The following is a 23,039-nucleotide window of genomic DNA, read 5'->3' as shown; positions in this document are numbered from 1 at the left end:
AATATACAGCCAATGCCTGACCCTGTCCATGAGTAATATGTCATACCAGTTTAAGACCGCCAAATTGTAGTTTAATCCAATACTTGACCATCAATCGAGTTACCGAGAGGTAGCGTTTTTTTGTCTCTCGAACTGGTATCTAGTTAATAAATAGAGGTCCCCTACTCATGGACAGGGTCATACCAATTCTCGTGGCTTGTGCACTAGATTCTGATCTCCGAAATTCCCTCAATATGGGGGTTATTTTCTTTGGGAAGCGTGCATCCGCTGCTCAAATTGGTATTAGAGGTGCCTCCCAGCGACCTAGGGGTAGCAATGCCTGAGTAGGCCGCGTGGAGCGGCTGCCTAGCGGTAGATCCGGTAGTCGAGCTGGGGGAACAGATTGTCCAGCGCTTCGAGGTGGGCCAGCCAGTCTTTTTCAACGCGCTCGGTTTGAAGGTCGCGCGCCAGTTTGTGGAACCGCTGCAGGTGCGATCGCGCGCGCCGCTCGGCGTAGGTCGTTACGGTGCCAGCACGCAGGATGAAGGCCCAATCGGAAGCTTGAGCCAGCAGTAACTCCCGCGCAGCCTGATTGTGGGCCCGCTGCGCTAGCTCATCGGCCGGCTCGTGCTGCGCCAGCGTGATCGCGCGCTCGGCAGCCGCGTGCAAGTGCCGATGCAGCCAGGCATTGCTGCCATCGAGCCAGCGGGCGTGAAAGCCCCGCTCGCCCCAGCTCGATTGGGCCGGTTGGGCAACCGGATGGGTGGGGTGCGCGCGCAGGTAATCGTGCAAGTGAATGGGGCGGCAGCCACCAGCGTGGCGGTGGCACGCGCGCAAGACGCCATCCAGAAACTGCGGCCCTTCGTACCACCAGTGGCCGAACAGCTCGGCGTCGTAGGGGGCGACCACCAAGGGGGGATGAGGGCTGGAGCAGTGCCACTGCCGCAGTTGCCGCGCGCGCTGGCCGACAAAGTGCCGAGCGTGCTCGGCAGCCCGAGCCTGCGCCCGGTCGGGATCGTAGCGCGCTTTGGCCCCCAGATCGACGCCGCGGCCGGTGATGCGGTGGTACTTGAGGCCCAGCGGTTGGCGGCTGCCATCCGGTAGTAAGTAAGGGGCAATGTCGCGCTCGGGCGCTTCCCAGCCCCAATCTTTGTAGAACTCGCGGTAGGCCGGATCACCGGGGTAGCCCTCTTGAGCGGACCAGACTTGCGCCGCCGCTTGGGGATCCCGTCCAAAGGCGGCGATCCCAGCAGGGGTCAAGACGGGGGCGGCAATGCCCGCAGGAGGCTGCGGGCGCGCGTGGCGGAGACCGTGCGCCTCGGTAATGAAATAGCGCAATCCCGCCTGGGCCAGGACGCGCTCCAGGCCTTCGTAGTAGCCGCACTCGGGCAACCAGATGCCGCTGGGCCGCTGGCCGAAATGCTGCCAGTGATGCTGGCAGGCAACCGCGATTTGGGCGCGCACGGCCTCAGGGTGCGCGCGCAGCAGCGGCAAGTAGCCGTGGGTAGCGGCACAGGTGATGATGTCGAGGTAGTCGGCAGCAGCTAGCTGGCGAAAGGCAGCAACCAGATCGCGGTTGTGGCTCTCCCAGGTGGCGCGAATGCAGCGGAACTCGCGCGCGTAGTGCGCCGCCAGCGAGCGGCGATGCGCGTCGCGATCGCCGTGCCGGCTCTCGCGGGCAGCAAGCTCAATCGAGCGCGTCAAGTAGGCCTCATAGCGCTGCTGCAGGAACGGGTCCCGCAGCATGGCCACCAGGGTGGGGCTCAGCCCCAGGGTGAGCTGGAAGTCGATGCCATCTTGGGCCAGTCCCTCCAGGACCCGCAGCAGCGGGATGTAGCTCTCGGTCATGGCCTGGAACAGCCACTGCTGCTCCAGGGCTCCATCCCCGGGCGGATGGCGGATGAAGGGCAAGTGGGCGTGCAGAACGAGCGCGAGGTAGCCCTGGCGCATAGCGTGGAGGCGGCCTAGCGGCTGCTAGCGAGGCGGGCGGCCCCATAGCTCGCGCCCGAGGCGCTGGATGTCGCGCTCGGACCAGCCCAGCGAGGCCAGTAGGGTGCGGGCGCGCTCGGGCGTTAGGGCTGGGGCGTGGCGGCTACCTGCTTGCTCCAGCAACGATTGCGCGGCGCTCGCGAACAGATAGCGGCGCAACGCTTCCCGCTGCTGGGGCGTCAGCACCGATTCCTCGCTATCGGGGCCTGCCCGCTGGAACCGGTGGCGGGCGTACCCGCCAGCCGCAACGAGCGCAACCGCGCTGGCACCGCCCACCCAGCGGCCCAGTTGCCCCCGCTCGGCATCCACTGCCCGAGCAAGCCCCCCGCCGACTAGGGCGCCCACCCCAGCCGCGGCCGCGAGGGTTGCCGCGCCCGCCAGAACGCGTTTGAGCCCCCTTGCCCGCGCCATGCCTAGCCCGTATTGCGCATGCCGGCCGCAATGCCGTTGATAGTCAAGATGGCCCCGCGCAACAGCTCTTCCTTGCTATAGCGAAAGTTGATGGTGCCCGCCGCCGCGCGATCGTTGTACTGCCGCAATCGCTTCAGGAGCGAAACCTGCAAAAAGCCCAGCGGCACGATCGTGCCATTGCGCAACTGTACCGAGCGCTGTAGCCCCGGGTTGTCGTCCAGCAGCTGCTGGTGGCCGCTAATGCGCAGCACCCAGTCCCGGGTGAGGTGGTACTCGCTGGCGATGCGCTCAAACACGCGCTCGAAGCGCTCGCGATCGGCCTGTGGGGCCAGCTCTTGCATGTAGTGCCGCGCGATTTGCAGGTCCACTTTGGCCAGGGTCATCTCCACTTTAGAGATGGCCATTTTGAAAAACGGCCACTTGCTGTAGAAATCGCGCAGCAGCCGCTCGCGGGCCTCGGGGGCTTGGGCGATGAACCCGTCCAGTGCCGTGCCAACGCCGTACCAGGCCGGCAGCAGAAAGCGTGCTTGCGTCCAACTAAAGACCCAGGGGATGGCTCGCAGGCTGCCCAGATCCTCCTGGCCGCTTTGGCGCCGCGCCGGGCGGGAGCTGATCTGGAGCTGGCCGATTTCCTGGATGGGGGTAACGGCGTGGAAAAAGTCCAAAAAGTCGGGATCTTCGGAGATCAGGGCGCGGTACTGGCGGCGCGATCGCGCTGCCAGATCTTCCATGACCTGGTTCCAGTCAGAAATGTCATCAAAGCCGCTGCCCAGCAAGCTCGCCTGAATGACGGCCGTTGAGGCCGTCTCCAGGTGATAGAGCGCCAGATCGGAGAGCGAATACTTGGAGGCCAGCACCTCCCCTTGCTCGGTGATTTTAATGCGACCGTTGATGGTCCCACTGGGCTGGGCCAGGATGGCTTCGTAGGCCGGTCCGCCCCCGCGCCCTACCGAGCCGCCTCGGCCGTGGAAGATGCGCAGGGCAATGCCGTAACCCTCGGCCAACTGCTGCAGGGCCTTTTGGGTTTTGTGAATTTCCCAGTTACTGCTGAGGAACCCCGAGTCCTTGTTGCTATCGGAGTAGCCCAGCATGACCTCTTGCAGGTTGGGCGCCAGCGTGTTGACCGCCTCGTGCGCGCTCGCCTGTTGCTGCGCGTATCCGCCCGCCAGGCAGGCCCGATAGAGCGGCAGCTCGAACAGTGACTGCATGACCTGGGGGGCCCCTTGCAGGTCGCCCACCGTCTCGAACAGCGGCACCACTTGCAGGCTGCTGGCCCCTGTGGCCGGGTCGTAGAGGCCCGCCTCTTTGGCCAGCAGCAGCACCTCCAGGATGTCGCTGGCGGCCCGCGTCATGCTGATGATGTAGGTGCGGCAGATGGCAATGCCGAACTCGCGCTGCAGCCGCCGTAGCAAGCGAAACGTCTCGATCGTCTCGCAGGTCGCTTCCGAAAACGGCATCTCGGCCGGGATGAGCGGGCGGCGCGTTTGCAGTTCGGCCACCAGCCACTGCGTCCGCTCGGCCTCGGTGAGCTCCGGGTAGGGGCGGGGCAACACTTGCAGGTACTGGGCCACCTCGCTGATCGCCTCAGCATGGCGCGCCGATTCTTGGCGCATGTCCAGCTCGGCCAGGTTGAACCCGTAAATTTCGGTCTGGGCGACCAAGCGCTCCAGGTCCCGGCAGCGCAGGCCCGTCTCGGCCAGGTTGCGCTGGATGAGCTGCAGCTCGGCTAGAAACTGCTCGCCCGAGGCATAGGCGGCCGAGGCATCGGGTGGGGCGCTCGAGCGCTCGGTCTCGCGCGATAAGGCCCGGTTGCGATCACGGGTATTTTCCAGGCGCTTTTGGATGTAGGCCAGCTTGAGCCGATAGGGTTCTTGCCGATAGCGCACGGCTAGCTGCTCGTAAACCGACGGCAGCTGAATGCGGTCCTGTTCTAGCGAGTCCAGCAGCTCGGGGAAAACCTCGCTCCACTGCAGCGACACGCTCAACAGCGTGCGCAGCTCCTGCACCGAGCGAATGTATTTCTCCAGCACCAACTCCCGCTGGTAGCAGGCCGTTTCCCAGGTGACGGATGGGGTAACGGCCGGATTGCCATCGCGATCGGCCCCCACCCACGACCCGAAGCGGCAGAACTGGTTGGGCGGCGGGCGCAGCTGCGGAAACGAAGCCTGAAGCGCCCGCCGCAGGCGCGCCGAGAGCTCGGGAATGGCATCGAACAGCACTTCTTGGAAGTAGTGGAGCGCGTAGTCCACCTCATCCAAGACCGCGGGCTTGAACTGATGCAGCTCATCCGTACGCCACCACAGGCGGATTTCTTCGGTGAGCTGCTCGGTAGCGGCATCGGCCTCTTCTGTGGCATTGCTCCCCAGGGCCGTCAGGTTAGCCTCGGCCCGATCCAGCTGCTGCAACAGCCCCGAGATCCGCCGCTGCTTTTGGCGGATGGTCTGGCGCACGATTTCGGTGGGATGGGCTGTAAACACCAGCCGGATATCGAGCTGATCGAGCAACCGCTGCAGCCGCTGGGGCGGCACGTTGGCGCGCTTGAGGTAGGGAAACAGCCAGTCAAAGGTGCCGGCTTCTTGCTTGCGGTTGCCAGTGGCGCTTGCTTCGGCCTCGCCGGCAGGGCCGTTGCCGTCGGTGGCGCTGTCCTCACCCGACATCCGCGGTGCAGCACGGCGCGAGCGCTTTTGGTGGCGCTGTTCGTAGTGCTGCTCGACGATATTGATGAGCTGGAAGTAGAGCGCAAAGGCCCGGGCCGCACGGATGGCCGAGGTCAGATCGAGCTGCTCGATGGTCTCGGCCGATTCGGGAAGCTCGGTCGCTTGCCCCTCCGGCGATCGCATCGCGCGCAGCTGCTCGAGCAAATCGAGCAGCTCTTGCCCGCACTCCGAGTGCAGCACGGACTCCCAAAGCCGCTCGACCAGCGCCAGGCGCCGCTGGAGAAAGCTATCCGAGAAAGCCTGGCTATCGGCCTGCCGCAGTGACGGGCGCAAGGCACTCATAAAAGATAGGCGCTAGGCGGGCGAGAGCAGCTGCAACCAGCGATTGTACTGACTGCCGAGCGCATTGGCTTAGCCCTGGCGGTCGTCGCGCTCGGTCACCAGCTCGGATTGCACGGGCAAGCGTTCGCCGCGCAGCAGCTCTTGGCTGGCGTCGCTAGCCGCAAGCAGTGCTTGCTGCAGCCCCCGGGCGGCCATCAGGCCGGCGAGGAACGCCGGGGTGGTTGCTCCAATCAGCCAGTCGGCTGGCGAGACGCGATCGAGCATGCGAGTTCGGGGCGGCAGTGGGATTGCAACGCCTTCAGTATCGCTTACTGCATGGGGCGCGCGCGCGCCGGGCGAAAAATGTAACGATTTTGCAAAGGCAAGCGGGTTAGTGGTGAGGCCGTTGTCGGGATCGGTCGGTTTACAGTCCTGCCTCGTTTGCGGATAATAGTAGGTTGCGTCTGCTCGTCCGGCTCGGATTGGGTCAAGGCATCGATAAAGCAATGGCCCCCATTAAGGGGACTTGGTTGCTACCTGTACGGCCGTTTGCCAAGAGCGATTCCATGACTTACGCCATCGTCGAAACCGGCGGCAAGCAATTGTGCGTCGAGCCCGGTTACTTCTACGACATTGAACTACTACCGGTCGAAGCCGGGCAACCCTACACCCTCGATCGCGTGCTGCTGGTCAACCACGACGGCGAAACCACCGTCGGCCAGCCCTACGTTGCCGAGGCGAGCGTCGAGGGCCACGTCATGCAGCACTTTCGCGGGCGCAAGGTGGTTGTTTATAAAATGAAGCCCAAGAAGAACTACCACCGCAAGCACGGCCATCGGCAGGAGACGACGCGTTTTTGGGTGGGGGCCATCCGCCACAATGGGTCGGTGCTGGCCTCGGCAGCCAGCGAGGACCAATCCGACCAGGCAGCCCCTACTGCTAGTTCGGCAGAAGCGGCGGCAGCGGAGGCCGCCTCGTCATAGCAACGCCAAGCGCAAGGAGCAGCAACCATGGCGCATAAAAAGGGAACTGGCAGCACGCGCAACGGTCGGGATTCGAACGCCAAGCGCTTGGGCGTCAAGCGCTTGGGCGGCGAAGCCGTCCGGGCAGGCAACATCCTGGTACGCCAGCGCGGTACCAAGTTCCATCCCGGCAGCAATGTCGGCCGCGGCGGCGACGACACCCTCTTTGCCCTCAAAGATGGCGTCGTCACCTTCCGCCGGATGGATAAGCGCCGCAAAAAAATCGAGATTCAACCTGCTGAGGTTTAGGCAGGGGCAACCCATCGCCCCTAGCGACGGTCCCCGAGCAGCGGGGGCCGCCCGGCTCAGTCGCTCGCTCGACTAAGATCGCCAGTACCAGCGAACGCGGCCCGAGCCGCAGGCGGAGCAGCCATGGAACGCCGCCAGATTGCATTTTGTACCTACGAGGGCAGCGATAAAGCTGCTCTCGATCTGCATCAGCTGCAATCCCTATTGCAGGACAGCGCGTTTTGGGCCCAAGACCGCAGCATTGGGGATCTAGAGATTGCGGTTGCCAACAGCCACCCCGTTGTCGGCGTTTGGAACGGGGGGCAGCTGATCGGCTTTGCCCGCACCACCTCCGATGGCATCTATCGGGCCACGCTGTGGGATGTGGTCGTGCGCGCCGAGTACCGCGGACTGGGCATCGGTCGCGAGCTGGTCGAGGTGCTGCTGCGCCATCCGCGCCTGCAGCGGGTGGAGAAAGTTTATTTGATGACTACCTACCAGCAAGACTTTTACGAGCGCCTGGGCTTCCAGCGCAATCCCACCACAACGATGGTGCTGTACGCCGCCTCAAGAAGCGATGGCGCGCAGGCGGCGGCCAACGAAGCCATCGCGACCCCCTACGCCGCGACCTGAGCCCGAACGCCGCTTGCGAAGTTGGCCAGAATTTGCAGGCCGATGCCGGATGACTTCTCTGGATGGAACTGTAGCGCCATCAGGTTGGCTCGGGCGATCGCGGCCGTTACCGTTTGCGAGCCGTGCTGGGTGGTGGCCGCTTGCGTGCTGGCGTCGCGGGGTACGGCGTAGTAAGAGTGAACGAAATAAACGCTGGGCCGCTCGGGCAGGCCTTGCCACAGGGCATGGTGGGGTTGCGCCAACTGCAGCTCGTTCCAGCCCATGTGCGGAATGGCCAGGCCCGGCTCGCGCCGAAAGCGGCGCACCGTGCCGGCCACCAAGCCCAAACCGGGCTCGCTGCCTTCCTCGGAACCTTCAAACAGTACCTGCATGCCCAGGCAGATGCCTAAAAAAGGGGTGCCGGCGGCAATGACCCGCTCGATGGGCGCTACCAAGCCTTGCGATCGCAGCGCGCGCACGGCCGGGTCGAACGAGCCCACCCCCGGCAGGACAACGGCATCGGCTGCTTCAATGGCAGCCCCCGAATCCGTTACCTCGGGGGTCAGACCGGCCCGCTCCAGCCCCTTGCGGGCCGAGTGCAGGTTGCCCATGCCGTAGTCCACGACTGCCACGTTTGCCATCGGTATCCCGGCGCGCGTTGCTTTCCACTGTAGGCGATCGCGGCCGCGCCAAGGCAGTCCCGTTTAAGGCAGTCCCGTTTTAGGATGGACCCCGAAGCAAGCGGGCGCAACAGGAGCGCGATTCCCGTGGCCAACTGGCTAATGCTGCTGCTAGGGGGCGCCGCCGGCGGTGCCGTTACGGCCGCGCTCATGCAGCGGCGGTTCGCGCAGCGGCGGCAGCAGCTCATCCAGGCCCATCAAAACGAGATCGAGCGGCTGAACCAGGCCAACGAGGCGCGCGTGCGCGAAGCCACCCAAGCGCTGCAGGCTCAGTATCAACAGCAGCAAGCCGAGGCCCAGCGCTTGCAAGCCTCGCTGCAGGTACGGGAGCGGCAGTATCGAGGTCAGCTCGAGCGCAGCCAACACCTGCAATCCCAACTCGAGGCTGCCCAACGGCAGCTGCGCGAGCAGGCCCCGCCGGCTGCTTCGCCAGCCCCGGAACGCCCCGCCGCTCCTTCGCTGCGGGAGCAACTGCTGGCTTGGGGGCAATCGGGCAACGCGGCCCGCATCCCGCAAGCCAGCCGGTACCGCTACCACCCGGAGCCTGGCGTGCGCGAGGGACTGGCCCGCGCGCTGGAGCTGCTGAGCGCCGAGCGCAAAGTGACGCCGCTCGTGCGGCAGGCGATCGCGCTGTTGCAAGCGTTGGCCCGCGACCCCAACCCAACCGTCCGCCGCAGTGCCATCCGCGCGCTAGGGCGAATCCCCACGGCTGAGGTCATTCCGTCACTGCAAGCCGCACTCGCCGATCCCGATGGGGCTGTGGTGCGCGCCGCCAGCGCGGCCGCGAGCGCTTACAAGGTTTACCCGTGCGAGCGCCGACGGGCGCCACCGGCCAATGCCTACTGGCAGGCTCAGGCCGGCGCGATCGCCTTCCATCAAAAATGAGAACGCTCTAGCTTGAGGAGCGCAGCGAGGGAGCGGCCCAGTCGGAGGTGGCTGCCGCGCCATCGCCTGAGGGGGTGGCAGCACCGGTGTCGGTGGCTGCCCCGCCCAGAATGCGCTCCAGAATTTTGCGCGCGATCAAATAAGTCGGCTTGACGCCAATTTGGCCCAAGCTCCCCGAAGCGAGCGTGCTACCGGTCACCAGCGGGTTGTCGGAGGCATAGTAGGCATAGCGCAAGGTAACGTTGCGGTCGATGCTCTGGCGCACTTGCGAGGCCGCCTGGATGGCTTTCTGCAAGTGCGCTCCCTCCATTTCCAGGCCAATCGCGTTCCAAGACGAGCTTTTGAAATAATCCAGAATGTCGGCGTTTTGCAGCGAGGTCCCCAGCACGGTGACAAAGGTGCCTCGGTGCACAGGCAACCCCTCGCCGGCAAAGTCCTCCGGCGTGAAGTCGTTCTGGAGCGGATAGTTATCGGCGCTGCCTTCAAACACGTGCGCGGTTGGCAGCATCAAGTCGCCTTTGTCGCCGACGAGGGTCCCCGCTTTGCCCATGACCGAAATTGATTTGAGGTTGAGCGGCTCGGCCCTCCCATTGCCTTTGTAGGGCTTGAGCAGCTCGTCCACCAGCTCAAAGGATTGCTCGCCAAAGGCATAGTCCATCACCAGCAGCACCGGGCGATCGCGCTCCCCCCCTGGCGCACTCAGGCGCAGCTCGGGCGGCAGCCAAGCCGGCTCGAGCTGGGCCGTATCGAATACCTGCACCTGAACGTTGGTCTCGGCGCGATCGGTGAGTTCGTCCATGCCGCGCTCGCGCGCGAACGCGCGCACCTCCTGATTGAGATGCTCGTTCTCGGGCAGGCTCAGCTCGCGCGCCAGATCCTCGATCGTCTGCTCGGCACCCAGTTTCTGCTGCAGCGCCGCCCACGCGTACAGGCAGTTGCGGATGCTGTGCAAATTGGCGCTAATGAGGTGGAGCGGTCGCTCCCACAGCCCGGCTTCTCTCAGAAACGCCTGGATGTCGTGTGCCCACCGCTCGCCGTGGATGTGGTGGCCGATGCGCTCGCGCAGCGTGGGGCTAAAGGTGACTTGGCGCTCTTGCTGCTGTTGCTCCTCGGCCATGGCGATGCGCCCCAGCCAGTAGACGATGGGGAACAGCCCGTTGTGGCGCGATCCGCCCTGGGCGAAGCGGCGGTAGGCCTGTCCGGTTTCTTCAAAGGTGCGCCCCACCAGCGTGCTGACATAGGAGAAGGCGCGCTCTTTGAGCTCGGTCTCATCGGCGACTGAGGCCGGTTCCTGGGCGCTGCTCCCAGTGACGATTTCTTCCAGCTTGAGCCACTCGCGCCGCGGCTGGTGGTTTTCATCAAGCGCATGCGCTTTGATCTTGTCAGCCTCGAGGTACATAAAGGTCAAATGCGTTAGCAAATCGTAGATCTCGCTGCGCCCGCGCGCGATCTCGATCAGCATGGTCTCCTCGTCGAGCCGATAGCAGTTGCGCCGGCGCTTGGCCGGCACGATGGTTTCAAAGCCCGATTGGCTGTAGCCTTCAGCCGCCACGAGCTTGACAAAGCGGCACGCGGCGATTCCGCACGGCAAGCGCTCGATGACGTAAGCCAGCCCGTTGAGCTCGACTTTTTCGGGATCGCCGATGGAGCCGTAAATTTCGGGGCTGAGGGTAATCAGCGCCTGCTTGAGGGCCAGACCGGAACCGCTGGCCGGCCGGTAATGGCCGCGGATGAGCAGGTGGCGCATGATGACGTAGATGCGCTCGATCGCGGCTCGGGATTCTTGGGCGCGCGTGCGGGAGGGCATGGCAAAGGTCATCGGGCAGCTCCAATAGCGGCAACAGGGCAGCCTGCTCGGGCCGATACCGGCGGGCGCGGTACAATGGCAGGCGCTTGCCTACCGCCCGCCGCCGGGGCGAGGGTTTGCGCTCAACTCCATCCTGCCGCGCCCCGATCTGGCGCTGCAGCTCGATTCGAGGCCGCCATGTTGGAACGTTCTCCCGGCATCGCGACCGCCTTGCTGGTGCTAGCGGCAATAGGCTTTTTGACGTGGGGCTTTTTTCGCGCCCGGCCCTACGGTCGCATCGGTATCCTGTCCTGGCTGCAGTCGGTGGTGCTGATGGCCCCCTGGCTGCTGTTTTTCGCGCTGCTGTCGGTGGGGATCTACATCAACATTGTGGGCGTGCTGATGCTGTTGGTGGCCGCGACAGCGATCTACATCTATTTGGGCCGGCGCTTGCGCGCGGCCGGCCAGGAGGCCATCCTGCGCGAGCGCGCCTCGCAACGGTTGCAACAGCAGGACTCGAGCGAGGTCGAGGGCGGCGAGACCGCCCAGGAGTCGGCCGCCGAGTCGGCCTCGGGCCAACCGGCGCAATCCTCAACCGAGGGCTCGCCCATCCCTGAAACCGACCTCGAAACCATTCGCGGCATTTTCGGCATCAACACCTTCTACGCCACCGAGACGGTCCCCTACCGCGAAGGCGCGATCTTCAAGGGCAACTTGCGCGGCGATCCGGAGGCCGTCCGCGCCGAGCTGGCGGACAAACTGGCAGCGCAGTTCGGCGATCGCTACCGGCTGTTTTTGGTTGAGAGCCCCGAGGGCAAGCCCGTGGCCATCGTCCTGCCCAGCGATCGCGAGCCCCAACCGGCCACAACGCCGCAGAAGGTCCTGGCCCTGGTACTGCTGGTCGCGTCGTTGGCCACGAGTTTGGAAGCCTTCAGCCGCCTGCTCGGGTTTGACTTTTTTACCCATCCCGAGCGCTGGGCCCAACCCCTGCCCATTGCTTTGGGGTTTTGGGCCATCCTGGGCGCCCACGAACTGGGCCATCGCTTCCTGGCGCGGCGCTACAGCCTGCGCATGGGGGTGCCGTTTTTTATCCCCAGCGCCCAGATCGGATCGTTTGGGGCGCTCGCGCGGTTCGAGTCGCTGTTGCCCACGCGCGCGGCCCTGTTTGACATTGCGCTGGCCGGCCCGGCGGCAGGCGGCATCCTCTCGCTGCTGCTGCTGCTGGCCGGTCTGGGGCTGTCGCAGTCGGGCAGCCTGTTTCAGGTCCCTACCGAGTTTTTCCAGGGCTCCATTCTAGTGGGCTCGCTGGCCAAGGTGGTATTAGGCTCGGCGCTGAAGCAGAGCGTGGTGGACATCCACCCGCTGGTGGCGATCGGCTGGCTGGGCTTGGTCGTGACGGCCCTGAATTTGATGCCGGCGGGCCAGCTCGATGGCGGTCGCGTCGTCCAGGCCATCTACGGCCGCAAGACGGCGCGCCGCGCCACAGTCGCCACGCTAGTAGTGCTGGGCATTGTGGCGCTCATCAACCCCAGCAATCCCATTCCGCTCTACTGGGCGATTTTGATCCTGTTTTTGCAGCGCAACCCCGAGCGTCCTAGCCTCAACGAAATCACCGAGCCCGACGATGCCCGGGCGGCCCTGGGGCTGCTGGCACTGTTTTTGATGCTGGCCACTCTGATCCCGCTCAGTCCCAGTCTGGCCGGCCGCTTGGGCATTGGCGTCTAGCCGGTCTAGCCCAGCTGCCGCCCTAGCTCCTGTCGCAGCCGATAGACGATGGCATCGGCATCGACGCGATCAAGGATCTCGCGGATGACCGTGCTGGGCCCCAGCGGGCCCCAACTGCCGCCTTGGGCCAAATAGCGCTGGGCGGCGCGCCCCACGGCGTAGGTGCCGTAAGCTGCAATGCCAGCTTGGGCGATCGCGGCGCTGCCGTAGGCGGCCACTCCGCCAGGCACCGCCCAAGTCCCGCTTTTGCCCATTCCCAGCAGGACGCTGCCGCCCAGCTCGCCGGCCAGTACCCCCCCCGAGCTGCCCAAAATGCGCCGCCAGAGCTGCCCGGCTTCGTGGCGGGTCATGGGGAGCTCGTACAGGCGCGCCAGGGTGCGGATGAGCGCCAAGTCAGCTGCCGTTGCCCCCACCACATCCACCCCGGCAATGGGGTTGAGCGCCACGGCCAGCGCTTTGTATTTGGCGTAGGTCCAGATCCGCGCCTCAGCTTCGCGCTGGCGCGAGCGCACGCTTGTCTCGGCAATCCGCGCCTCGGCACCCTGGGCGCGAAACAGGGCGTTGAGCGCTAGCAGCGAGCGGCCCTCGCGGTTGAGCACCTGCAGGATGGTTTGCTGCAGCTCGCCAATTTGCGGCGGCGGGGCCTCCCACTCGTAGGTGGTGGTCCCATCGGAACGTTCGACGCGCACCGGCACGGGTGCCGGATCGGCAGCAGCCGTGACGATCTCGCGCTCGGTCAGCACGCGCTGCAAGCGCTGGCCCTCGCGCCCGCTGCCCAGCTGCTGCAGCTGCCGGTAGAGGGTGCTGCGATCAGCATTGGGGTAGAGGTCGGCTTTGTTCAGCACCAGCAGCAGCGGCTTCTGGGCTTGGCGCAGCTCGTTCAGGGCTTGGTATTCGGTGCGCGTCAGGTCCTCAGCCGTCACAAACAGGATCAGGTCCGAGTCCCACGCCACCTCCAGCGCCATTTGCGCCCGCTGTTGCCCCTCGATCTCATCCAGTCCAGGCGTATCGACCAACTCGAGCTGGACTTTCCCGCTGGGCGGCGTCCAGCGGACCGAGCGCGGCCAGCGGGTAACGCCGTGTAGCGGGCCCGTCTCAAAGACCGCCCGCCCCAGCAAGGCATTGATCAGGGCCGACTTGCCGCGGCCGACCACCCCGAACGCCGCCAGCCGCACCACCCGGCCTTCTAGCTTGTCCGAGGCCGATTGCAGCGAGCGCAGCTCTTCATCGGCAGTGGCTTGCAGTTCGGGAGGCGCATCGCTTTGGCGGCGCAGGCGCGCGTAGCGCGACAGGAGCCGCTGCAAGCTGGCGCGCGCGCGTTGGATGTGAGCTTCTTGGGCGGGCCGGCTCTCGCGCAACTCGGCCATGGCAGCTTACTCGGACTGCGGCGTGATCGCGCGGGGCAATAGGTAGGTCGCCGTTTGGCGGACGAACGCGCTCAAAGCGCTTCCGCGCTGCGTTTGCCGGAACGTGCGCTGCAGCTGGCGACCCAGCGCCTCGAGATCCAGCGGATTGCGGGCCTGGCAATCGATGGGTTGGCTCTGGAAGTAGTCAATCAGGCTCAGCCCGACCAGGCGCATCAAGTAAGCGGCGCTGACCCCCTGCACCAGCCCGCCGGCAGCATAAGTTGCCGCGTGGCCTTTGAGCAGGCTGCCAACGGCCTGGGTCGAGAGCTCGACCAAGCCCAAGCTCACCAAGAGCTTGCCGATCTCGGCCGCTGCCACCTTGGCCTGCGATGCAGAAAAGGGTTGCCGGTAGATCGCGCCCAAATCGGCGATCGCCTGCGCGCTAATGGCGGCTGAGGCCATCACATCCAGCGCCGCCACCGGATTGGCAAAGGCCGTAGCGGCGGCCAGCCATTGGTACCGTTCCACCACCGGCAGCGCCCGCGCGCACCGGCTCGCATCCAGTTGGGGCTTGAGCTCGCTTTGCAGGCGCTGGGCCGAGCGCGCCACCGTTGCCCACACCAGCTGCTGGCCCTGCTGGCCCAGCAGCTGCGCCAGGCGATCACGCAGCTCAACCACCTCGGCCGCTGGCTGCTCCCAATCCTGCTGCAGCGACCCATCCGCCCGGTAGCGCCGGATTTGGATGGGCTCTGGGGCAGCCGCAACCGTGACAATGCTGCCCTCGGCCACCAGCTCGCGGCCCTGCTGGCTCAAATGCTGCACGAGCTGCGCTCGCGCCTCGGGCGCGCAGCGATCGCGCTTGGTGAGTGCCAGCAGCACTGGCAGTTGCGCCGCACGCAGCTGCCGCAGCTGTACCCACGCCGAGGCCGACAGGTCCCCGTCGGTGGCGAATACGACCGCATCGCAGGCGATCGCGCGCTCCCAAGCGGCCGCCTCGCTGGCGGCATCCCCTAGCAGCGGCGCCGTCTCCACCCATTGCAGCGGCGGGCACGCCGGGAAATGGCAGTCGGCCAGGGCCTGCACCAAACAGGTTTTGCCGGCTCGCTTGCCGCCAGTGACGGCGACGCGCAGCTGCGTGCGCGTCAGCTCATCGCTCAAGCGCTCTAGGGCCTGCTGCGCTGCGGCTGTCTGGGGGGCTTCGGCCTCGGCCTCTAGCTGCGACAGCGTTGCCTGAGCGGTGGCGATGGCGCGCTCGGCTTGCTCTCGCCCCGGCCGTTCTGGCTGGGGGGCAGCCGGTTGCGATGGGGCCTGATGGCGGCGCCACCACCAAGCGCCCGCCCCGAGCGCGACTGGGGCCAGCAAGCTCCAGCCATCCGGCACGAGCAGCCCCTGCCAGCTCGCGCCCAACCAGGCAACGACCGAGAGGCCGATGCCGCCCACCAAAAAGGGTTTGCTGCGTATGGCGACCATGGCGGGAGCAAGACGCGGTTGCAGCCCATCCTACCCTGCCTGGTATGGCAAAAGTCCTGCCCACCTTCAGGCGGGCAGGACTGGTGGGGGGCACTCAAAGTAGCGGGAGGTGGATTTGAACCACCGACCTTCGGGTTATGAGCCCGACGAGCTACCAGGCTGCTCTATCCCGCAGCGCAATCCCCCATTTTAGTCGAAAGTGACCGCAGTTACAACTAACGGCTGGTGGCTAGAGCAGGGACAGCTCGCCTGCGACCTCCAGGCGCTTGTGCTCGCCCAGCAACTGGAAGCGTTCTGCCAGCGCCTCGGCCGCATCGGGGCTGAGCCAGCCCATTTGCTTGAGCAGGTGAACGGTCGCTGCCGTCTTGGCTCGCTTGGCCCCATCGGTTGCCTTGACGGCCAGCCCCATGCCTTCGCCCAAGCGGCCGACGCACTGCACGCCCTCGGCCCCAGCTTTGCTGACTAGCTCGCCACCGCTCAGCCGCATGAGCTCGGTATCGAATTCCCCCTCGCCCGCGATCGCATCGGGGTGGTGCACCATGGCACGCGCCATGCGCTCCAGGTAGAGGTTGTCGCCGGCGGATAGGTGGGCATACAGGGTGGCGAGCTGCGACAGCTGCAGGCAGTAGGTGGGTACGCCGCAATCGTCGCGGACCCCCAGCAGCTCGGCCGCCGGCAAGCGCAGCAGCTCGGCGACTTTGCGCAATATGAATTGCTGGACGTTGCTCTGCGGGCGCAGGTAGGTGCCCAGCGGCCAGCCACAGTACTGGCAGGCTGCCAGCATGGCGGCGTGCTTGCCCGAACAATTGTGCTGGAGCGGACTCTGCTTGCCCGGTGGCGTCGAGCATTGCAGCTCGCTGGGGTCGATGTCGGCGCGCCAGAGGATGTTGAAGGCTTGGCGCGCCTGGGCGATCGCCCCGTTGTGGGAGGCGCAGGCGATCGCCAAGTCGCGATCGCCCAGGCAGTAGGAATCCAGCGCGTCAGTGGCGAGCAACGACAGCGCCTGAAAGGGTTTGAGCGTCGAGCGGGCGAAGGTGCTGGCGTCGGCGTTGCCTGCCAGCGACAGCAGGCGCCCTCGGTCGTCGCAAACTGTGGCCTGGACGCGGTGCGCCGACTCGCCGATTCCCTCCCGCAACAGCCGCACCTCTAGCGGCGGCGATTGCACACGCTTGGCTTTATTCGTGCTGTTTGGCATGCGCTGCCTCCCGCTCAATCGCCGAATGAGAGCAGCCACGCAAGCGTCCCGGCGCCCAACAGTAGCGCCAGAATAGCAAAGGTGGCTTGCAGGCGCGACAGGATGGGCGCGATTTGGTAGGTAACGACCAAGCGATCGCGCGCGACTGTCTCGGGCGGCTTCTGCCAGGTTTGGCCGTCATACCAGCCCGTTTCTTCGTACGGGACGCGCGCCTTGCTCAGGCGGGTGCGTACGTAGGACCAGCTCAGATACAGCCGCACTACCAGCAGCAGAACCAAGACTTCGCCCCCGGCAGCACTCCCCAGCAGGAACTGGCCGGGGGCCGTTGCGGGCGGAAAGCTAGCTGCCACCAGCGGGCTAGCCAGCAAAGTGCCGCAGCAGGCGCTTCCTAACAGCTTGCGCGCGTACCGGATGCGACTGAAGGTCGCCCAGCGAAACAGCCAGGCCGCCTTGAGGCGCTCGTATTCATTTAGCGGCTGCTGCTGCTCCGGAACGGGACAGGCAGAAGCGGCAAAGGGCTCTGGCATGGATCGGGCCTGGCCTAGCCCCCAACGCCGGGGACAAAATCGATGCGCTCGGCATGGCCCCAGAAGGCTTCTATATTGTAAAAATCCCGTTCCTGCGGGAGCAAAATGTGGGCGATCGCGTCGCCGTAGTCCTGCACGATCCAGCTGCGCTCGGATTCGCCTTCCAGCCGCACGGGCTGCTGGGCGAGCTGCGAGGCCACCCGCGCCTGGATGGCATCGGATATGGCCCGCACCTGCGTTTTGGAGCTACCGCTGCCGAGGACAAAGTAATCGGCCAGGTAGCAGACTTCGTTGACGCGCAGCAGCACGATGTCGCTGGCTTTGGCTTCATCGGCGGCGCGGGCGATGGTCCAGGCAAGCCGCTCGCTGGCCTCGAGACCGGCCCCTTCACTTCCTGGCTGGGGCGAAGCGTGCGCGCGCTCGCTGCTGGGGGCAGCCCCCTTTTGGGGATCGTCGCTAGGAACGGCTGATGGCATGGCCCTCCTTGGCCTAGGGCGTTGCAACCGCCTCGCGAGGCTGTTGGCGCGAGCACTCGAGCGCCCAATTGCGCGCGGCCACCGTTTGCGGGTGGATGGGGCGTCCGGCTTGCAGCAGCTGCCGGATGCTGTAGTCGCAGCTCTGGCGCACGCCCCGGATCAGATCCTGCTGGCACGTTGCGCGCATCGCTTTTAGCTCCGCGCTCTGGCCGCGATTGGGCTCTAGGGCATCGGCGACGAACACGACGCAGCTGAGCGCATCCATCTGCGGGCGGCCCAGTGTGTGGTTGCGAATGGCCTCAAGCACTTGCCCATCGCGCACGCCGAAGCGATCGCGGGCCACAATGGCGCTGGCATCAGCATGAAGCAAGTGCGGATGGCGCCGGCAGATGGGGTCGATGGTCAAGCCTTCCGCCTCGGCCATCTGCAGCAGCCGATCCGGCGGGAAGTACTTGGCCAGATCGTGCATCAAGCCCGCCGCTTGAGCCTGGGCGGCATCCAAGCCGTGCTGCCGGGCCAGCGCCAGCGCGTACTGCTCCACCCCTTGGATGTGCTGCAGCCGCTTGGCTGGCACGTTATCGGCCAGCCAGGCTAGGACGCGATCGCGGAACTCGGGCGTCACGGCCATTCGCTCGCTCGCGCGACATCCTCGCCAAGCGGGTTGCCCTTTATTTTAGATCGAGCGCTGCCGCTCCCCAGCGGCAACGGCTGCCCTCAGGCTTGCTGGGCCACCGTCTCGCCGATCCAGTCCAGATAGGGTTGCAACCCCGCCACAATGGGCAGCGCGATAATCTCGGGGACCTCGTAGGAGTGCAGCTCCCGGATGCGGGCTTCTAGGTGCGAGAACTGGTTCAGATCGGTTTTGATGGTCAGCTGCCACTCGGGCTCGTTGTTGACCTCGCCCTGCCAGGTGTAGATCGAGCTCACCTGGGACAGGCTGACACAGGCAGCTAGCTGCTGCTGGACCAGCGCCGACGCGATCGCCTCGCCTTCGGCTTGCGAGGCCGCTGTCACCATGACCACGCCGTAGCGTGCCTCGCTTGCTGTCATGACCGAGCCCTCCAGCTGTTTCCCCACCGGCAGGCTACCAAACCTGCGCGCTCAGCCCGATGAGAGCGCGTAGACCTGGCCGTTGAGCAGCAGCCGCGCGATCCCTTTGGCTGCCAGTTGCGAGCGCACTTTGAAAAAGAGCTGGCTGTCGGGCACCTGGATGGTGCGCTGGGTCTTTTTGGAGAAGCGGCGCGCCACTTTGTGGCTGTCAAAAACAGGCAGTGTCGGGTGATCGCGCTCCAGGGGCGGGAGCTTACCCAGCTCGCTAAACTCCCGCAGCGGCAGCGCGATGGGATCGCCCGAGCGTCGATCGATGACCAAATAGCACGTTTGGGGAAAGTTGGCCTCAGAGAGCTCGCGGATGCGAACGTCCCCTTCCTCAACCTCCTCGCTGGCAGAACTCGCTTCCGCCTCGCTGCCGCTTTCCTCGTCGAAGTCGTCCTCGCTATCGTCCCAGGCGGCAAAGTCTTCCCCCACCAGTTCCGAGAGGGCCGCGTAGGGGTCAGCATCATCACTATCGGCACTGTCGCTGGCCTCAGCCGCCTCGGCCTCGCCACCCCGGCGCTTGCGCCGGATGAGGGTGTGGTACTCCTCGCGGGAGAGGTGGGTTTTGAGCAAGCGGCTGATGGTGGAGTTGCTTACGCCATAGCGCTTGGCCAGCGTCGAGGTCGTCTCGTTGTGCTGGCGGTACTGCTCCAGGATTGCTTGCTTGTCGGCATCCGAGAGTTTTTGGGAGCTCATGGCCGTGCGGGAGCGACTCGCCTGATCGCGTTACTGCCGGTTGCATCTTAGCGGCTGGCGGCACCGCGCGGCCTCCCCGAGCACCGCCATTGCCGCATTGCCTGGGTGCCCGCTACAATGCGACCGCTTTTAGCGGCGCTTGCGGGTGCGTAACTCAGGGGATAGAGTAGCGGACTTCTAATCCGTTTGTCGGAGGTTCGAATCCTCCCGCACCCGGTTATTGGCGATTTCGCAATGGCGCCCCCATTCGCGCTCGAGCGAGCGGCATGCTGCAACTGGAAAACATCAGCAAAGTTTATCCCAACAATCCGGTCCTGCGGGATGTGAGCTGGGAAGTCAAGCCCGGCGATCGCGTGGGGCTGGTGGGCATCAACGGCTCGGGCAAATCCACCCAACTGGGCATCATCGCCGGCGAGATTGAGCCCACCGAGGGCCGGGTTGTTTGCGCCAGCGATACGCGCGCGGCCTACCTGACCCAAGAATTCGAAGTCGATCCCGAGCGCACGGTCAAGCAAGAGCTCTGGACGGTTTTTGGGCAGGCCAACCGCGCTCAGCAGGCCCTGGCGCAGGTGCAAGCCGAGATGGCGAGCGCCGACCCCGAGCAGCTCGATGCCGCCATCCAAAAAATGGATGGGCTGCAGCGGGAGTTCGAGTCGCTCGGCGGCTACAGCCTCGAGGCCCGAATCGACAAAATCTTGCCGGAGTTGGGCTTTGAGGCGGCCGATGGCGATCACCGCGTGGGGGCCTTTAGCGGCGGCTGGCAGATGCGAATGAGCTTGGGCAAGATTCTGCTGCAAGACCCCGACATTCTGCTGCTGGATGAGCCCACCAACCACTTGGACCTCGAGACCATCGAATGGCTGGAGGCCTACCTGCAGGCGCTCAAGATCCCCATGGTCGTTGTCTCCCACGACCGCACGTTTCTCGATCGCCTCTGCACCCACATCGTCGAGACCGAGCGCGGCGTCTCGACGACCTATCTGGGCAACTACTCGGCCTACCTAGAACAAAAAGCCCAAGCGCAAGCGGCCCAGCAGGCGGCTTACGAGCGCCAGCAGCAGGAGCTTGCCCGCCAGCAAGCCTTCATCGAAAAATTTCGTGCCAGCGCCGCCCGCAGCTCGCAGGCCAAAAGCCGCGAGAAGCAGCTACAGAAAATGGAGCGGGTGGCTGCCCCGGTTGCCGAGCGCAAGCAGCCGCGCTTTGCGTTTCCGCCCTCACCGCGCAGCGGCCGCGAAGTGGCCCTGATCGAGGACCTGCACTACAGCTACGGCGAGCGGCCCCTGTTTGCTGGGGCCAACTTGCGTATCGAGCGCGGCGATCGGGCAGCGTTTTTGGGGCCCAACGGCGCGGGCAAATCCACGCTGCTGCGCCTGCTGATGGGCTTCGAGCAGCCCGATGCCGGCACGGCCAAACTGGGCGATTACAATGTCTACCCGGCGTATTTCGAGCAGAACCAGGCCGAGGCGCTCGAGCCGCACAAAACCATCAAAGCCACCATCCACGACGAAGTCCCGGATTGGAACGACCAGGACGTGCGCTCGCTGCTGGGCCAGTTTCTGTTTAGCGGCGACTCGGCCTTTAGGCGCATCGAAGCGCTCAGCGGCGGCGAGAAGGCGCGGGTCGCGCTGGCCAAGGTGCTGCTGCAGCCTACCAACCTGCTGCTGCTAGACGAGCCCACCAACCACCTCGACATCCCCGCCAAAGAGCGCCTCGAGAGCGCGCTCCAGCAGTACGAGGGCACCATCGCCATCGTCTCCCACGACCGCTACCTCATCTCCCAGGTCGCCAACCGCATTGTCGAAATCCGCGATGGCGAGCTGATCGACTACCAGGGCGGCTACGACTACTACCTCACCAAGCTGGAGGAAGAGCGCGAACACCAGCGTCAGGCGGCCGAAGCGGCTCAAAAACGCGCTAAAGCCGACAAAAAACGCCAAAAGCGAGCCGCCAAAAAGGGCAGTCGCACTTAAGGAGCCAGCTTCGCTGTGGCAACTGTCCTGATTACCGGAGCCTCTCAAGGCATCGGTCGGGCCACGGCCCTGCGCTTTGCGCGCCACGGATATGGGATCGTACTGGCCGCAAGGCAACCCGAGCGGCTGGAGGCCCTGGCAGCCCAAATTCGCCAGCAGGGCGGCAGCGCTCTGGCCGTCCCCACCGACATCCGCGATCGCGAGGCCGCGGGCGCTCTAATCGAGCGGGCCCTGGCCCATGCCGGCCAGGTGGATGTGTTGGTCAACAACGCCGGCACCTGCCTGATGGGCCCCGCAGCCAGCACCAGCTACCAAGACTGGCAGCAGCTGTTCGATACCAATTTCTGGGGCTACCTCCACACCATCCAGGCATTGCTGCCGCACTGGCTGGAGCGCGGTAGCGGCACCCTGGTCAATGTCGGCTCCATTGGCGGCAAAATGCCGCTGCCCAACATGGCCGCCTATACCGCTAGCAAGTACGCCGTCACCGGGCTAACCGAAGCCCTGCGCCTGGAGCTAGAGCCCCAGGGGATTCGGGTCTGCAGCGTCCATCCCAGCGTGACGCGCAGCGCCTTTCGGGAGCGGGCCGCCTTCCGCGGCCAGGATGGCCAGGCCATCGAGTGCCAGCGCCAGCAGACCGATAGCGCGCTGAACTCCCCCATGGCCAGCGATCCCGATGCGGTCGCACGCGCCATCTGGCAGGCGGTTCGCGATCGCCGGCCCGAGACGGTGGTGGGATCGGGCGCGCTGGCGGCCGCCCTCTACCGCTGGGCCCCTGGGCTGGCGCAATGGCTGTTGCAACGCGAGCCCTCGCGCTGATGCCGATCGTCCCTCGGAGGGCGAACTGTGTGGATCGCACGCTCGACTGCTTCGGTCCGGACGCCGACCGTGATCGCGCTCGGCAATTTTGACGGGCTCCATCGCGGGCACCAGCAAGTGCTGCACCCCATTACGAGCGCGCGCGCGGCTCCAGACAACTGCTGCGAGCCCCAACCGGGCGCCAGCCGTCCCTACGCCACGGTCGTCTCGTTCGAGCCCCACCCGCAAGCCTTTTTTAGCGGCCGGCCAATTCCGCTGCTGACGCCGCTGGCCGAGCAGGTTGCCATGCTGGAGCAGCTGGGAATCGAGCAGCTAGTGCTGCTGCCGTTCGGTGCGGAGCTGGCAGCGCTCAGCCCGCAGCAGTTCGTCGAGCAGATTTTGCTGTCACAGCTGCAGGCGACCCAAATTGGCGTAGGCGAGAACTTCCGCTTTGGCCGCAACCGCAGCGGCACTGCTACCCAGCTGCAAGCGATCGCCGAGCGTGCTGGCGTCACCGTCAGCATTGCCTCGCTTGCCGCCACCGGCAGCGAGCGCATCAGTAGCTCTCGCATCCGGCGGGCGCTGGCCGCTGGCGAGCTCGAGCAGGCCCATCGGCTGCTGGGCTACCCCTACCACCTAACGGGACCGGTCGTAGCGGGGGAGCAGCGCGGCCGCAGCATCGGGTTTCCCACCGCCAATCTGGCGGTTCCGGCCGATAAAGTCCTGCCGCGCTACGGCGTCTACTACGTGCGCCTGAGCGGCGCCGATCTGCCCGAGGACGCCCCGCGCGATGGGGTCATGAATGTTGGCGAGCGCCCCACCGTCAGCGGTACTGCCCCCACCGTCGAGGTTCACCTGCTCGAGTGGCGCGGCGAGCTCTACGGCCGGACCCTGACCGCCAAGCTGGCTGCCTTCCTGCGGCCCGAGCGCTCGTTCGACTCGCTAGAGGCGCTCAAGGCCCAGATTGCAGCCGATTGCGAAGCTGCCAAAAGCCGCGCGCGTGCAGCGCACCCGGCCTAATACTACAGTAGCGGATTGGCTCTATAATGTCAGTGGCGGGCAATCGAGGGGTCGCCTACCAGAGAATCAATGGACGCCATAACCGTATCAAGCTGGGGCAAGCAGTGGCAGGCCTTACTGGCGCAGCTCGGCCCTCACTTTACTCGCCGCG

Annotated in this window: 21 protein-coding genes, 2 tRNA genes and 1 pseudogene; 9 read left to right on the top strand and 15 right to left on the bottom strand. The window is 65.5% G+C overall.

Annotated elements, in window-relative coordinates; all coding sequences use genetic code 11:
* Positions 1-345 precede the first annotated feature (345 nt).
* The 4 genes from BRC58_06220 to BRC58_06205 all read right to left on the bottom strand — a co-directional run bounded on the left by BRC58_06220 (position 346) and on the right by BRC58_06205 (position 5,642).
* Entirely contained in the window at positions 346-1,929 is a 1,584-nt protein-coding gene (locus BRC58_06220; protein ID PSP17483.1) for a DUF1957 domain-containing protein, read from the bottom strand.
* 24 nt (positions 1,930-1,953) lie between these two features.
* Entirely contained in the window at positions 1,954-2,379 is a 426-nt protein-coding gene (locus BRC58_06215) for a hypothetical protein (protein PSP17482.1), read from the bottom strand.
* Positions 2,380-2,381: 2 nt separating this feature from the next.
* A complete protein-coding gene (locus BRC58_06210) occupies positions 2,382-5,378 on the bottom strand; it encodes a phosphoenolpyruvate carboxylase (protein ID PSP17481.1) in 2,997 nt (998 codons plus the stop codon).
* A 69-nt stretch (positions 5,379-5,447) separates the two neighbouring features.
* Positions 5,448-5,642: a hypothetical protein gene (locus tag BRC58_06205; protein PSP17480.1), complete on the bottom strand. Its 195-nt coding sequence runs from the start codon at positions 5,640-5,642 to the stop codon at positions 5,448-5,450.
* A gap of 281 nt (positions 5,643-5,923) precedes the next feature.
* On the opposite strand from BRC58_06205, the gene rplU reads away from it, so the two are divergent.
* The 3 genes from rplU to BRC58_06190 all read left to right on the top strand — a co-directional run bounded on the left by rplU (position 5,924) and on the right by BRC58_06190 (position 7,240).
* On the top strand, positions 5,924-6,340 hold the full coding sequence (gene rplU, locus BRC58_06200; GenBank protein ID PSP17479.1) for a 50S ribosomal protein L21: 417 nt from the start codon (positions 5,924-5,926) through the stop codon (positions 6,338-6,340).
* Positions 6,341-6,367: 27 nt separating this feature from the next.
* Positions 6,368-6,628, top strand: coding sequence for a 50S ribosomal protein L27 (locus tag BRC58_06195; protein PSP17478.1), 261 nt, complete (start codon positions 6,368-6,370; stop codon positions 6,626-6,628).
* A gap of 123 nt (positions 6,629-6,751) precedes the next feature.
* Positions 6,752-7,240, top strand: a complete 489-nt coding sequence (locus BRC58_06190) for a GNAT family N-acetyltransferase (protein ID PSP17477.1) — start codon at positions 6,752-6,754, stop codon at positions 7,238-7,240.
* Here BRC58_06190 and BRC58_06185 read toward each other — a convergent pair.
* Positions 7,225-7,860 (bottom strand): imidazole glycerol phosphate synthase subunit HisH, encoded by a 636-nt coding sequence (locus BRC58_06185; protein PSP17476.1) that lies wholly within the window; start codon positions 7,858-7,860, stop codon positions 7,225-7,227. The genes BRC58_06190 and BRC58_06185 overlap by 16 nt on opposite strands.
* Before the next feature lie 84 nt (positions 7,861-7,944).
* On the opposite strand from BRC58_06185, the gene BRC58_06180 reads away from it, so the two are divergent.
* Positions 7,945-8,784: a hypothetical protein gene (locus tag BRC58_06180; protein ID PSP17475.1), complete on the top strand. Its 840-nt coding sequence runs from the start codon at positions 7,945-7,947 to the stop codon at positions 8,782-8,784.
* A gap of 103 nt (positions 8,785-8,887) precedes the next feature.
* On the opposite strand, the pseudogene BRC58_06175 reads toward BRC58_06180, so the two are convergent.
* A pseudogene (locus BRC58_06175) lies at positions 8,888-10,603 on the bottom strand (hypothetical protein).
* 165 nt (positions 10,604-10,768) lie between these two features.
* Between BRC58_06175 and BRC58_06170 the strand changes: the two are divergent.
* Positions 10,769-12,295 carry a site-2 protease family protein gene (locus BRC58_06170; GenBank protein PSP17474.1) on the top strand — a complete coding sequence of 509 codons (1,527 nt, stop codon included), beginning with the start codon at positions 10,769-10,771 and terminating at the stop codon, positions 12,293-12,295.
* A 5-nt stretch (positions 12,296-12,300) separates the two neighbouring features.
* On the opposite strand, the gene BRC58_06165 is transcribed toward BRC58_06170, so the two are convergent.
* The 9 genes from BRC58_06165 to BRC58_06125 all read right to left on the bottom strand — a co-directional run bounded on the left by BRC58_06165 (position 12,301) and on the right by BRC58_06125 (position 19,100).
* On the bottom strand, positions 12,301-13,662 hold the full coding sequence (locus BRC58_06165; protein PSP17473.1) for a GTPase: 1,362 nt from the start codon (positions 13,660-13,662) through the stop codon (positions 12,301-12,303).
* A gap of 6 nt (positions 13,663-13,668) precedes the next feature.
* A complete protein-coding gene (locus BRC58_06160) occupies positions 13,669-15,111 on the bottom strand; it encodes a hypothetical protein (GenBank protein PSP17472.1) in 1,443 nt (480 codons plus the stop codon).
* 100 nt (positions 15,112-15,211) lie between these two features.
* A tRNA-Met gene (locus BRC58_06155) sits at positions 15,212-15,285 on the bottom strand.
* A 55-nt stretch (positions 15,286-15,340) separates the two neighbouring features.
* Positions 15,341-16,306, bottom strand: coding sequence for an asparaginase (locus BRC58_06150; protein PSP17471.1), 966 nt, complete (start codon positions 16,304-16,306; stop codon positions 15,341-15,343).
* A gap of 14 nt (positions 16,307-16,320) precedes the next feature.
* Positions 16,321-16,833: a DUF1230 domain-containing protein gene (locus tag BRC58_06145; GenBank protein ID PSP17470.1), complete on the bottom strand. Its 513-nt coding sequence runs from the start codon at positions 16,831-16,833 to the stop codon at positions 16,321-16,323.
* 14 nt (positions 16,834-16,847) lie between these two features.
* A complete protein-coding gene (rsfS, locus tag BRC58_06140; GenBank protein PSP17469.1) occupies positions 16,848-17,309 on the bottom strand; it encodes a ribosome silencing factor in 462 nt (153 codons plus the stop codon).
* Positions 17,310-17,322: 13 nt separating this feature from the next.
* Positions 17,323-17,937 carry a phosphohydrolase gene (locus BRC58_06135; GenBank protein PSP17468.1) on the bottom strand — a complete coding sequence of 205 codons (615 nt, stop codon included), beginning with the start codon at positions 17,935-17,937 and terminating at the stop codon, positions 17,323-17,325.
* 86 nt (positions 17,938-18,023) lie between these two features.
* On the bottom strand, positions 18,024-18,359 hold the full coding sequence (locus BRC58_06130; protein ID PSP17484.1) for a divalent-cation tolerance protein CutA: 336 nt from the start codon (positions 18,357-18,359) through the stop codon (positions 18,024-18,026).
* 51 nt (positions 18,360-18,410) lie between these two features.
* Positions 18,411-19,100: a transposase gene (locus BRC58_06125; GenBank protein PSP17467.1), complete on the bottom strand. Its 690-nt coding sequence runs from the start codon at positions 19,098-19,100 to the stop codon at positions 18,411-18,413.
* A gap of 143 nt (positions 19,101-19,243) precedes the next feature.
* Between BRC58_06125 and BRC58_06120 the strand changes: the two genes are divergently transcribed.
* From BRC58_06120 to BRC58_06105, 4 genes are all read left to right on the top strand, one after another.
* Positions 19,244-19,316: transfer RNA gene (locus tag BRC58_06120), tRNA-Arg, on the top strand.
* A gap of 50 nt (positions 19,317-19,366) precedes the next feature.
* The gene (locus BRC58_06115) at positions 19,367-21,070 is read left to right on the top strand and encodes a lysophospholipase (GenBank protein PSP17466.1); all 1,704 of its coding nucleotides are present in this window, start codon (positions 19,367-19,369) and stop codon (positions 21,068-21,070) included.
* 15 nt (positions 21,071-21,085) lie between these two features.
* Entirely contained in the window at positions 21,086-21,889 is an 804-nt protein-coding gene (locus tag BRC58_06110) for an oxidoreductase (protein ID PSP17465.1), read from the top strand.
* Positions 21,890-21,916: 27 nt separating this feature from the next.
* Complete coding sequence (locus BRC58_06105) at positions 21,917-22,888, top strand: bifunctional riboflavin kinase/FAD synthetase (protein ID PSP17464.1); 972 nt, start codon at positions 21,917-21,919, stop codon at positions 22,886-22,888.
* The last annotated feature ends 151 nt before the right edge of the window (positions 22,889-23,039 follow it).

The organism is Cyanobacteria bacterium QS_8_64_29 (assembly GCA_003022125.1).
GTDB lineage: Bacteria > Cyanobacteriota > Cyanobacteriia > Cyanobacteriales > Rubidibacteraceae > QS-8-64-29.
The sequence above is the reverse complement of the archived record's forward strand: the minus strand, read 5'-3'. Positions and strand labels throughout refer to the sequence as shown.

What these genes read in the sequence shown, in the direction of transcription:
- BRC58_06220 (PSP17483.1), bottom strand. Translation starts at nt 1,929, where the DNA reads ATGCGCCAGGGCTACCTCGCGCTCGTTCTGCACGCCCACTTGCCCTTC.
- BRC58_06215 (PSP17482.1), bottom strand. Translation starts at nt 2,379, where the DNA reads ATGGCGCGGGCAAGGGGGCTCAAACGCGTTCTGGCGGGCGCGGCAACC.
- BRC58_06210 (PSP17481.1), bottom strand. Translation starts at nt 5,378, where the DNA reads ATGAGTGCCTTGCGCCCGTCACTGCGGCAGGCCGATAGCCAGGCTTTC.
- BRC58_06205 (PSP17480.1), bottom strand. Translation starts at nt 5,642, where the DNA reads ATGCTCGATCGCGTCTCGCCAGCCGACTGGCTGATTGGAGCAACCACC.
- rplU (PSP17479.1), top strand. Translation starts at nt 5,924, where the DNA reads ATGACTTACGCCATCGTCGAAACCGGCGGCAAGCAATTGTGCGTCGAG.
- BRC58_06195 (PSP17478.1), top strand. Translation starts at nt 6,368, where the DNA reads ATGGCGCATAAAAAGGGAACTGGCAGCACGCGCAACGGTCGGGATTCG.
- BRC58_06190 (PSP17477.1), top strand. Translation starts at nt 6,752, where the DNA reads ATGGAACGCCGCCAGATTGCATTTTGTACCTACGAGGGCAGCGATAAA.
- BRC58_06185 (PSP17476.1), bottom strand. Translation starts at nt 7,860, where the DNA reads ATGGCAAACGTGGCAGTCGTGGACTACGGCATGGGCAACCTGCACTCG.
- BRC58_06180 (PSP17475.1), top strand. Translation starts at nt 7,945, where the DNA reads ATGGACCCCGAAGCAAGCGGGCGCAACAGGAGCGCGATTCCCGTGGCC.
- BRC58_06170 (PSP17474.1), top strand. Translation starts at nt 10,769, where the DNA reads ATGTTGGAACGTTCTCCCGGCATCGCGACCGCCTTGCTGGTGCTAGCG.
- BRC58_06165 (PSP17473.1), bottom strand. Translation starts at nt 13,662, where the DNA reads ATGGCCGAGTTGCGCGAGAGCCGGCCCGCCCAAGAAGCTCACATCCAA.
- BRC58_06160 (PSP17472.1), bottom strand. Translation starts at nt 15,111, where the DNA reads ATGGTCGCCATACGCAGCAAACCCTTTTTGGTGGGCGGCATCGGCCTC.
- BRC58_06150 (PSP17471.1), bottom strand. Translation starts at nt 16,306, where the DNA reads ATGCCAAACAGCACGAATAAAGCCAAGCGTGTGCAATCGCCGCCGCTA.
- BRC58_06145 (PSP17470.1), bottom strand. Translation starts at nt 16,833, where the DNA reads ATGCCAGAGCCCTTTGCCGCTTCTGCCTGTCCCGTTCCGGAGCAGCAG.
- rsfS (PSP17469.1), bottom strand. Translation starts at nt 17,309, where the DNA reads ATGCCATCAGCCGTTCCTAGCGACGATCCCCAAAAGGGGGCTGCCCCC.
- BRC58_06135 (PSP17468.1), bottom strand. Translation starts at nt 17,937, where the DNA reads ATGGCCGTGACGCCCGAGTTCCGCGATCGCGTCCTAGCCTGGCTGGCC.
- BRC58_06130 (PSP17484.1), bottom strand. Translation starts at nt 18,359, where the DNA reads ATGACAGCAAGCGAGGCACGCTACGGCGTGGTCATGGTGACAGCGGCC.
- BRC58_06125 (PSP17467.1), bottom strand. Translation starts at nt 19,100, where the DNA reads ATGAGCTCCCAAAAACTCTCGGATGCCGACAAGCAAGCAATCCTGGAG.
- BRC58_06115 (PSP17466.1), top strand. Translation starts at nt 19,367, where the DNA reads ATGCTGCAACTGGAAAACATCAGCAAAGTTTATCCCAACAATCCGGTC.